Source organism: Halomonas citrativorans (assembly GCF_014898005.1).
Taxonomy (GTDB): domain Bacteria; phylum Pseudomonadota; class Gammaproteobacteria; order Pseudomonadales; family Halomonadaceae; genus Vreelandella; species Vreelandella citrativorans.
In genome coordinates this window covers 54,826-63,185 of sequence record NZ_JABUYX010000019.1, presented here as the reverse complement: position 1 = coordinate 63,185, position 8,360 = coordinate 54,826, and the positions used below count along the sequence as shown (strand labels likewise).

General features: G+C 54.1%; 9 protein-coding genes. 1 reads left to right on the top strand and 8 read right to left on the bottom strand.

Annotation, left to right across the window (positions count from 1 at the left end):
• Positions 1-254 (bottom strand): transposase (locus tag INT20_RS14380; protein ID WP_193057176.1); only part of this gene is annotated, 254 nt, incomplete at its 3' end.
• An 87-nt stretch (positions 255-341) separates the two neighbouring features.
• Here INT20_RS14380 and INT20_RS14375 point away from each other — a divergent pair.
• A complete protein-coding gene (locus INT20_RS14375) occupies positions 342-1,613 on the top strand; it encodes a methyl-accepting chemotaxis protein (protein WP_193057175.1) in 1,272 nt (423 codons plus the stop codon).
• Positions 1,614-1,712: 99 nt separating this feature from the next.
• Here INT20_RS14375 and INT20_RS14370 read toward each other — a convergent pair whose 3' ends face one another.
• The 7 genes from INT20_RS14370 to doeB form a co-directional block, all read right to left on the bottom strand.
• Positions 1,713-2,180, bottom strand: a complete 468-nt coding sequence (locus tag INT20_RS14370; protein WP_193054445.1) for an S-ribosylhomocysteine lyase — start codon at positions 2,178-2,180, stop codon at positions 1,713-1,715.
• Between the two features lie 48 nt (positions 2,181-2,228).
• A complete protein-coding gene (locus INT20_RS14365; RefSeq protein WP_087111984.1) occupies positions 2,229-2,576 on the bottom strand; it encodes a putative quinol monooxygenase in 348 nt (115 codons plus the stop codon).
• Between the two features lie 46 nt (positions 2,577-2,622).
• Positions 2,623-3,315 (bottom strand): haloacid dehalogenase type II, encoded by a 693-nt coding sequence (locus INT20_RS14360; protein ID WP_193057174.1) that lies wholly within the window; start codon positions 3,313-3,315, stop codon positions 2,623-2,625.
• Between the two features lie 118 nt (positions 3,316-3,433).
• Positions 3,434-4,867 carry an aspartate aminotransferase family protein gene (locus INT20_RS14355; RefSeq protein WP_193054442.1) on the bottom strand — a complete coding sequence of 478 codons (1,434 nt, stop codon included), beginning with the start codon at positions 4,865-4,867 and terminating at the stop codon, positions 3,434-3,436.
• Between the two features lie 235 nt (positions 4,868-5,102).
• Positions 5,103-6,599, bottom strand: coding sequence for an NAD-dependent succinate-semialdehyde dehydrogenase (locus tag INT20_RS14350; protein WP_193057173.1), 1,497 nt, complete (start codon positions 6,597-6,599; stop codon positions 5,103-5,105).
• Positions 6,600-6,819: 220 nt separating this feature from the next.
• On the bottom strand, positions 6,820-7,296 hold the full coding sequence (locus INT20_RS14345) for an Lrp/AsnC family transcriptional regulator (protein ID WP_193057172.1): 477 nt from the start codon (positions 7,294-7,296) through the stop codon (positions 6,820-6,822).
• 8 nt (positions 7,297-7,304) lie between these two features.
• Positions 7,305-8,321: a N(2)-acetyl-L-2,4-diaminobutanoate deacetylase DoeB gene (gene doeB, locus INT20_RS14340; protein ID WP_193057171.1), complete on the bottom strand. Its 1,017-nt coding sequence runs from the start codon at positions 8,319-8,321 to the stop codon at positions 7,305-7,307.
• Positions 8,322-8,360: the final 39 nt, after the last annotated feature.

Here is an 8,360-nt window from a genome sequence, read left to right as displayed (position 1 = left end):
TGCGCCACGCCATTAAGCATCCCTCGGTCAGACCATCCAGAGCGAGCCACCAGGTGATGCAGCGACTGATGACAGGCTTGAACGTTACCCGGATCGACACTGGCGGCGATGGGCTCGACACTCTTGCGTTCCAGCGGCAGCATCAAGCCACGACAGTAATTCTGAAAACCCTTCACTCGATCAGCATGGCCCAGGCGAGGTGCTAGCTCATCAAGATACGTCTCGAAGCGGTCGTGAAGTGCGTCGTTTACCATAATGCGAAATCGCTATACAGATGACACAATACGTATTGATAACATATCTATTTATGACACAGTAGTACTAATATAGAAGGCAAAAAAATGCGTATAAGCTTTTTTAATGCCCCTCTCTACCTCGCCTTAAAACGCCATACGTCGTGTATTCGATTTACGCCTCAGGGCATTATTAAGGATGCCAGCCCGCCATTTCTTGAGTCGATGGGCTATCAACTAGACGATATAAAGGGTAAGCATCACCGCATGTTTTGTGATGAGCAGGAAGTCAGCAGTGCCGAGTATCAACAGTTCTGGCACTCATTAGCGGCAGGGGATAGCCGTCAGGGTCGTTTTTGTCGCGTACGTGCGAACGGTGAAGAAGTCTGGTTAGAGGCGACGTATGTGCCTATACGAAATTTTCGAGGCCATGTGACGGAAATCCTGAAAGTAGCGAATGATGTCACCCAGCGTCATCAAGAATCTCAACGGCAAAAGGCCGTGCTAAAGGCGCTCAATGACTCGATGGCCGTCATTGAGTTTACCCCTCAAGGGGAAATACTCGAAGCCAATAAAAACTTTGAAGCCGCGATGGGGTATCAACAAAAAGATATTATTGGTCAACACCACCGTATGTTTTGCCCACCTGACTTCTATCGTAACAATCCTGATTTTTGGGAGCGCTTGGCCCAAGGGGATTTTACCAAAGGCCGCTTTGAGCGCATCACTAAAAATGGCCAAAGCATCTGGCTAGAAGCCACCTACAATCCTGTTAAAGATGAAGATGGCAATGTGACCGAGGTAGTAAAATTCGCAGCAGACATCACCCAACTGGTCGACAAAGCCAATGCGACAACGGGAACGATTGGCTCCGCCCAAACCAGCACGTCACAAATTGAACGTACCGCTAAAGATAGCCTCGACCACTTGGATGAGATGGTAAAAGGCTCAGAGCAAGCCGCTCAAACGCTGGCCCAGGCACAAGAGCTTGTAGAGGCCCTGCATAAACAGTCGCAAAGCATTCATGCGATTACTGCCTCTATTGCCAAAATAGCCAGCCAAACCAACCTGCTTTCTCTTAACGCCGCGGTTGAAGCCGCCCGCGCAGGTGAACAAGGGCGCGGCTTTGCCGTGGTGGCTAACGAGGTACGCCAACTGGCTAAAGGGTCCAGCGAAGCCGTGGCACAAATTTCCCAAGTGCTAAAAGACAACAGTAACCTTGTCGAACGCACCACCGAAGCCATGCAACAGGTCATTCAACAAAGCAAAGCCGGGCAATCCAGGGTTAGCGAAATTGATGCGATTGTGAACAAGATTCTCCACGACGCTCAGGACGTCGCCCGCTCTATTGAGCAACTGGCTGCTGATACGCGGCTATAAGAAACGCTCAAACAAAAACGCCTCCGTGAAGAAGGCGTTCTTGTTTTCTCTGCAGCGGCGTCAAACGAACGGTCTTAAAAACGGTTTGAAAAGGCCGTTTTATGCAAACACTTGCGTCCATTCGCCACGCTTGGCAAGCAGGTCACGGGCGAGCTTCTGGGCGCCTTCCAGGCTGTGGCTCGCGGCCCAGCCGCACTGCATTTCGTTACAGGCAGGCACTTCAGTGGCCACCAGAACGTCGTTCAGCGTTTGCTCAATGATGGTTAACACGTCGTCGTAGTTATCGTGATTGATCATCGCGATATAAAAGCCGGTTTGGCAGCCCATCGGGCTGATATCGACCACTTTATCGGTATGATTACGCGATAGTTCAGCCATCAAGTGCTCAAGAGAATGCAGCGCTGGCATCTCCATGTGCTCTTTGTTTGGCTGGCAGATACGCAGATCATATTTATGAATCTGGTCGCCGTTCTGGCCCTGTTTGATATCAGCAAGACGTACATAAGGCGCTTTAACCTTGGTATGGTCCAGGTTAAAGCTTTCAACGTTCATTTTTTTTTCGGTCATGGTTGCTCCGCGTTTATCGGTGTCGTGGACCCATTCTACACGCTGGGGTTATACCTTGGGGGCATCAAAATTCCACGGTTCATCGGTATACACGCATACGTTGGCATCTTCGATATCGCCATCCGGTGATTCAACGTGCTTGGCAAAGAAGTCCTGGATCTCTTTACGCTGACAATGTGCTTCAAACTCCTCACGGCTCGCCCAGATTTCATGGAATACAATCGGGTAACTGGTGCCTTGAGCGAAGGGATTATCGATCTGGCGGGTCACCGTGTAGTGAATGCAGGCATCTTCCCGGTGTGTGTTTGGCTCCAGCGACTGAAGCGCTTTGAATACCGCTTCTTCTTTGCCTGGTTTGGGTTTGAAGCCAGCAATACAGTAAATTTTCTCTGACATGATCGCGTCCTGATATATGAATCGTACGTCATTATGCGGCTTGTTCTTATCGGTTAACAACCTGGCGAATAATACGCTCGGCCAAGGCCTCCAAGTCAGGCACCGTCATATCAGGTTCAATGCCCCAGGGGTCAAAGGGCGCATCGGAATGACGCCGCACCCAGGCACTTCGCAGCCCGGCATGGGTTGCACCAATCACATCAAAGGCGTTGCTTGAAATTAACCAGGTATGCTCAGGGCGCGCTTCCAGCTGTGAGCGAAGATAGCTATATACCGCCGGGTCTGGCTTAAAGCGCTTGATATCATCCACGCTGATCACCGCATCCATGTGGCTTTCTACACCGGCACGTACCAGTAACTGGGTTACCGCCTCCGTCGTGCCATTGGAAAACGCCACGCAACGAATGCCCGCATCACGCAACTGATCAAGCGCATCCACCACATCCGGGAAGGCTGGAAGCTCTGCATATACATCCATGAGGTGATCGTGGTCATTGTCAGAAAGACCTGCTTGCAGCGCGCGGCTGGTAAACACCAGAGCTTCTCTCGTGCATTCTGAAAAAGGCACATAAGCGCCCATTAAGGCATGCCGAAAGCTGTACTCAAGCTGCTTTTCCCGCCAGCGCTTGGCAAATTCTTCTGCGTTAGAGGCATCGCTAAGTCGCCGTTCGAGTTCCGCCGTAACGCCTTGGGTATCAATCAGCGTGCCATATACATCGAAAGCCAATACCGGTTGCATAGCCACTCCTAATGTATCCGTTCACCGTCACTGTATTTAGTAGCATAGCTTCCCACCCCAAAAACAAAAACGCCGCTGCATAAGCAAGCAGCGGCGTTACCAGATCAGCGTCTTTTCATTAAATCGTCAACGCAGCTTCCTGATGGCCCGCTTTTAAATCTCCTGAGCGGGTAAGTTCATCGGTTACCCGGTCAATGGCGCGCTTGGCACGGCCAATCACGTCATCAACTTCTGCGCGGTTAATGGTCAGCGGAGGCGCAAAACCTAGAATGTCGCCTTGGGGCATGGCGCGAGCAATCAGGTTCTCTTCCATGGCGGCGGCGGCCACTCGCGGTCCTACTTTGAGGGCAGGGTCAAAGTGCAGGCGCTGCTTGGCATCCGGTGAGAACTCAAGCGCGGCCATTAAGCCAACACCGCGTACATCCCCCAAGAGCGGATGGCCTTCAAACGTGGCCTTAAGCTGCGCTTGGAAGTAGGCACCGGTTTCAGCCGCGTTGCCCACCAGGTTTTCACGCTCGATGATATCCAGGTTGGCAATACCGGCGGCACAGCCCAGCGCGTGGCCAGAGTAGGTCCAACCGTGACCGATTGGGCCAAACTCGCCAGTGCCCTGCTCAAGCACTTGCCATACTTTTTCACCCACAATCACGCCAGAAAGCGGCTGATAGGCGCTGGTCAGGCCTTTGGCAATCGTGACCAGGTCCGGCTTCATGTTGTAATGGTGGCTACCAAAATCAGAGCCGGTACGCCCAAAGCCACATACCACTTCATCGGCAATCAACAGCACATCGTACTTGGCCAATACCGCCTGAATCGCATCCCAGTAACCTTCGGGCGGCGGTACGATACCGCCTGTGCCCAATACCGGCTCGCCGATAAACGCCGCCACCGTATCCGGGCCTTCTTCGAGGATCATCGCTTCCAGCTTGTCGGCACAGAAGGAGGAAAACTCAAGCTCGGTCATGCCATGCTGCTCGGCGGCACGCAGGTAGTAGTGCGGCGCTTCAGTATGCCGGATGGTATCAATTGGCAGGTCAAAGTGGTCATGAAACGCCTTAAGACCGGTCAAGGAACCAGAAGCAATGCCCGAACCGTGGTAGCCGCGCATACGCGAGATGACTTTTTTCTTCTGCGGGCGGCCAAGTACGTTGTTGTAGTAACGCACAATTTTCAGCTGGGTTTCATTAGCGTCACTGCCCGACATGCCGTAGTAGACCTTGGACATGTTCATGCCAGCGATTTTCAGAATACGCTCAGAAAGCGCGATCTGCGGCTCGTTCGAGTGGCCGACATAGGTGTGGTAGTAAGAGAGCTCCATCGCCTGCTTGTAAATGGCTTCGGCAATTTCCGTGCGGCCATAACCGATATTAACGCAGTAAAGCCCGGCAAAGCCGTCGATAAATTCGCGGCCATCCTTATCGACAATATTGATACCTTTACCGCCGGTAATCACACGGCCCGGCGCATCGCCATGGGCGAAGTCACGCAGGTGGGTAGAGGCGTGAAAAGTGACTTTGCGGTCGCGTTCGATCAGATCCTGATGTTGGCTCATAACGTTCTCTCTGTACGATAAACCTCCCCGATCAGCGGGAAGGAATTTGAAATATTGCGGGCTTCACGGCTGGTTAGTCACACGCGAACACGCTGTAAACCCATCCCTGGGCGCTCGGCTTTTTCACTGACCGCCATGGATGGCGGGAATGCCGAAACTGAATGGAGCATGTTTCGGCCCTGAAAAAGACGGTTCGCTTAGCGCCTAACTAGCCTCTACTGCGAAACTATCTACTCTAGCTCCCTGATACAGAACCCAGCGCGCCTAAGCAGTAATACTTGGTTTCGAGATACTCGTCGATACCGGTGGCGCCGCCCTCACGGCCAAGGCCAGACTGCTTCACGCCGCCAAAGGGTACCGGTGGGCCGGTCATCTTGACGGAGTTTACACTGACCATGCCGTACTCCAGCGCACGCATCAGCTTCCAGATCCGGCGGATATCATGGGTATACACATAGGCCGCCAAGCCATACTCAGTATCATTGGCAAGCTCAATAACTTCTTCGTCGCTCGAATAAGCGGTGATCCCGGCCACGGGGGCAAAGCTCTCTTCCCGCCAGACTTTCATTTGTGGCGTTACGCCTGTTAATAGCACCGGCATAAAGAAGTTTTCGCCCGGCGCTTGGTTCTGGTCTCCCATCACCAGCGTGGCGCCCCGAGAAATCGCGTCATCGACAATCGAGGCGGCCTTCTCTACCGCCTGGCGGTGAATCAGCGGGCCAAGATCGATCTCGCCCTGCAAACCATTGCCGACGGTTAATGCCGCCATGCGCTCGGTAAACTGCTCAACAAAGGCGTCATGAATGGATTCGTGCACCAGAATCCGGTTGGCCGCCAAACAGTCCTGCCCTGCCGTTTGAAACTTGGCATCTACCGCCGCGTAAGCCGCCTCTTTGGGGTCCATATCCGGCCCGACGATAAACGGCGCATTACCGCCCAACTCCAGTGAAAGGCGCTTAACAGTTCCCGCACTTTGCTCCATTAACAGGCGGCCAACGCGGGTGGAGCCGGTAAACGACAGCGCCCGGATGCGTGGCTCGCTGCACAGTATTTTTGAAACCTCGGCAGGCTCACCCAAAACAACGTTAAAGATACCGTCCGGTATGCCTGCCCGCTCGGCTAATTCTGCCAGCGCCAGCGCTGAAAAAGGCGTTTCATTGGCCGGTTTCACAATCACCGGGCAGCCAGCAGCCAGCGCGGCCGCCGCTTTACGGGTAATCATGGCCAGCGGAAAATTCCACGGCGTAATCATCGCGGCAATGCCAACTGGCTCTTTAATAGTCCCCAGCGAGGCATTAGGAATATGGCTGGGGATCGTTTCCCCATAAGTGCGCTTACCCTCTTCCGCAAACCAGCGCACGAAACTTGCTCCGTACTCTACTTCGCCCCGCGCATCGGGCAGCGGTTTGCCCTGCTCCAGGGTCATGATGGTCGCCAGGTCTTCGCGGTTGGCCTGAATCAAATCGTACCAGGCCAGCAAGCGCTCGCAGCGTTCATCGACACGCAGTGCGCGCCAGTGAACAAAGGCTGCCTCAGCGGCATCCACCGCCACGGTAATCTGCTCGGCTTCAAGTAAAGGGATATGCCCGATCGCTTCGTTGGTTGCCGGGTCATACACCGCTTCTTCACGGCCACCTTCCCCATGCGTCCACTTGCCATTCACATAAGCGTACTGGCGAAACAGGCGCGGATCTTCTAGCCGTTTCACCAGCGTGGTCGATAGTGTGGTCATGGGCACCTCCCCTGGCTGAAGCCATTAACCGGCGACAAACCGTTACACGTTGACGATTGAAGAGATCGGCTTTTGGCCGATCCTTTCGATGTGCCTAGCGTAAGGGAGAAGACGCACGAAGTGTTTTTGAAAACCAGGGCTTATCGTGCGACTTTTTTTGTCTATGGACGTTTAGCAGCGTGTTTTTTTGGAGGGAACGCGTGAGGGCCAAGAAACGCCGTTAAAGAACGTTGTCAACATCAATACCCATCGGCTGACGCTTAACCGTTTTGGTCACGATATAGGTGAAGTAACGCTCAATGCCCGCCTCAGACACCAGCCACTTATCCATGAGCCGCTGGTAGCTATCAATCGTGCGAGCTTCAAACTTCACCAGATAATCAACCCCACCGCCGACGGCGACACATTCGGTGACCTCTGGCGTATCCATGACCAAAGCTTCAAAGCGCGCAAAGCTTGCGGCGTTGTGGGCTGTAAGCTCAATTTGCACCCACACAGGGTTGCGCGGCACCAGTACATCGGCATTGATGCGCGCGGTATAGCCCTGGATGACCCCGGCTTTTTCCAGGCGTTTAACCCGCTCCCAGCAGGGGCTGACCGAGAGATTAATCGCCTCGGCCAGTTTGGATTTGGTGATCCGCCCATCACGGGAAAGGATATCGAGAATTTTAAGATCAAAACGGTCGAGTTTTATCATGCCTTGGGCTATGCCTCCAGGCGGTCGACGACATCGGCAATCACCGCAATGGTGTCCCCCATATTGACCAGGGCCGGGGCGCGCCGGGCCATCAAAATGCCATCGCGTTCGGCGCGGTAGGCAACCGGCTCGCTACCGGTACGGGTCATATCGTACACGTAAGCCAACACCTGCCCTTTGGTCACGGCATCGCCCAGCGCCACGCAAAGCTCAAGTACGCCGGAGTGCTGGCTCTGTACGTAGCAGCTGGCGTCAGGCATATCGAGATAGACCTGGCCGCCTTGCGGCATATCCACCTCGCCCTCTAGCAGGCCGTAATGGGTCAGAAAGTTACGTACGCCGCGCTCGGTAATCGCCATACTTTGTGGCGTGGAGGTGCCACCACCGCCAAGCTCTGTGGCCACAAACACCTTGCCTTGGCGCTCGCAAGCAGTATCGAAGAGTTTTTCGGCATCCAGCTCAAACATCACCATGGCGTAAGGCGCACCAAACGCTTTGGCGCCTTCCAGCGCGGCCTGTTGCTGGGCTTTATCATCCAGCACATGAGAAGCACCAAACGGCAGAATATCCAGCGTGCGGCCACCGGAGTGTAGGTCCAGTACCACATCGCTCATGGGCACCAAAACGCGGGTAAAGTAGTCGGCAATTTGCAGCGTTACGCTGCCGTTGGGGTCACCGGGGAAACTGCGGTTAAGATTGCCCTTATCCATCGGCGATGTCCGCTTGCCGGCCATAACGGCGGGCGTATTCATGCACGGCACAATAATCACCCGCCCACTGACGTCCTCTGCGGTGAGCGCATTGGCAAGCTTGAGCAGCGAAGTAATCCCCTCGTATTCATCGCCATGGTTGCCCCCGGTTAATAGCGCTGTGGGGCCTTCGCCATTTTTCACCACGGTAATCGGGATCATTACCGCCCCCCAGGCCGAGATATCGGTGGAGATGGGCAGCTTTAAAAAACCGTGCTGCACGCCGTCAGCATCAAAGTCGACAGTCGCGGAAATCGGGCTTGGTCGCAGGGTCATAACGACTCCTTAATCAGTTATAACGGCTTATTCTTTAAC

Excerpts from the sequence above, each read along its gene's own strand:
- INT20_RS14375 (WP_193057175.1), top strand. The coding sequence starts at position 342 with ATGCGTATAAGCTTTTTTAATGCCCCTCTCTACCTCGCCTTAAAACGC.
- INT20_RS14370 (WP_193054445.1), bottom strand. The coding sequence starts at position 2,180 with ATGACCGAAAAAAAAATGAACGTTGAAAGCTTTAACCTGGACCATACC.
- INT20_RS14365 (WP_087111984.1), bottom strand. The coding sequence starts at position 2,576 with ATGTCAGAGAAAATTTACTGTATTGCTGGCTTCAAACCCAAACCAGGC.
- INT20_RS14360 (WP_193057174.1), bottom strand. The coding sequence starts at position 3,315 with ATGCAACCGGTATTGGCTTTCGATGTATATGGCACGCTGATTGATACC.
- INT20_RS14355 (WP_193054442.1), bottom strand. The coding sequence starts at position 4,867 with ATGAGCCAACATCAGGATCTGATCGAACGCGACCGCAAAGTCACTTTT.
- INT20_RS14350 (WP_193057173.1), bottom strand. The coding sequence starts at position 6,599 with ATGACCACACTATCGACCACGCTGGTGAAACGGCTAGAAGATCCGCGC.
- INT20_RS14345 (WP_193057172.1), bottom strand. The coding sequence starts at position 7,296 with ATGATAAAACTCGACCGTTTTGATCTTAAAATTCTCGATATCCTTTCC.
- doeB (WP_193057171.1), bottom strand. The coding sequence starts at position 8,321 with ATGACCCTGCGACCAAGCCCGATTTCCGCGACTGTCGACTTTGATGCT.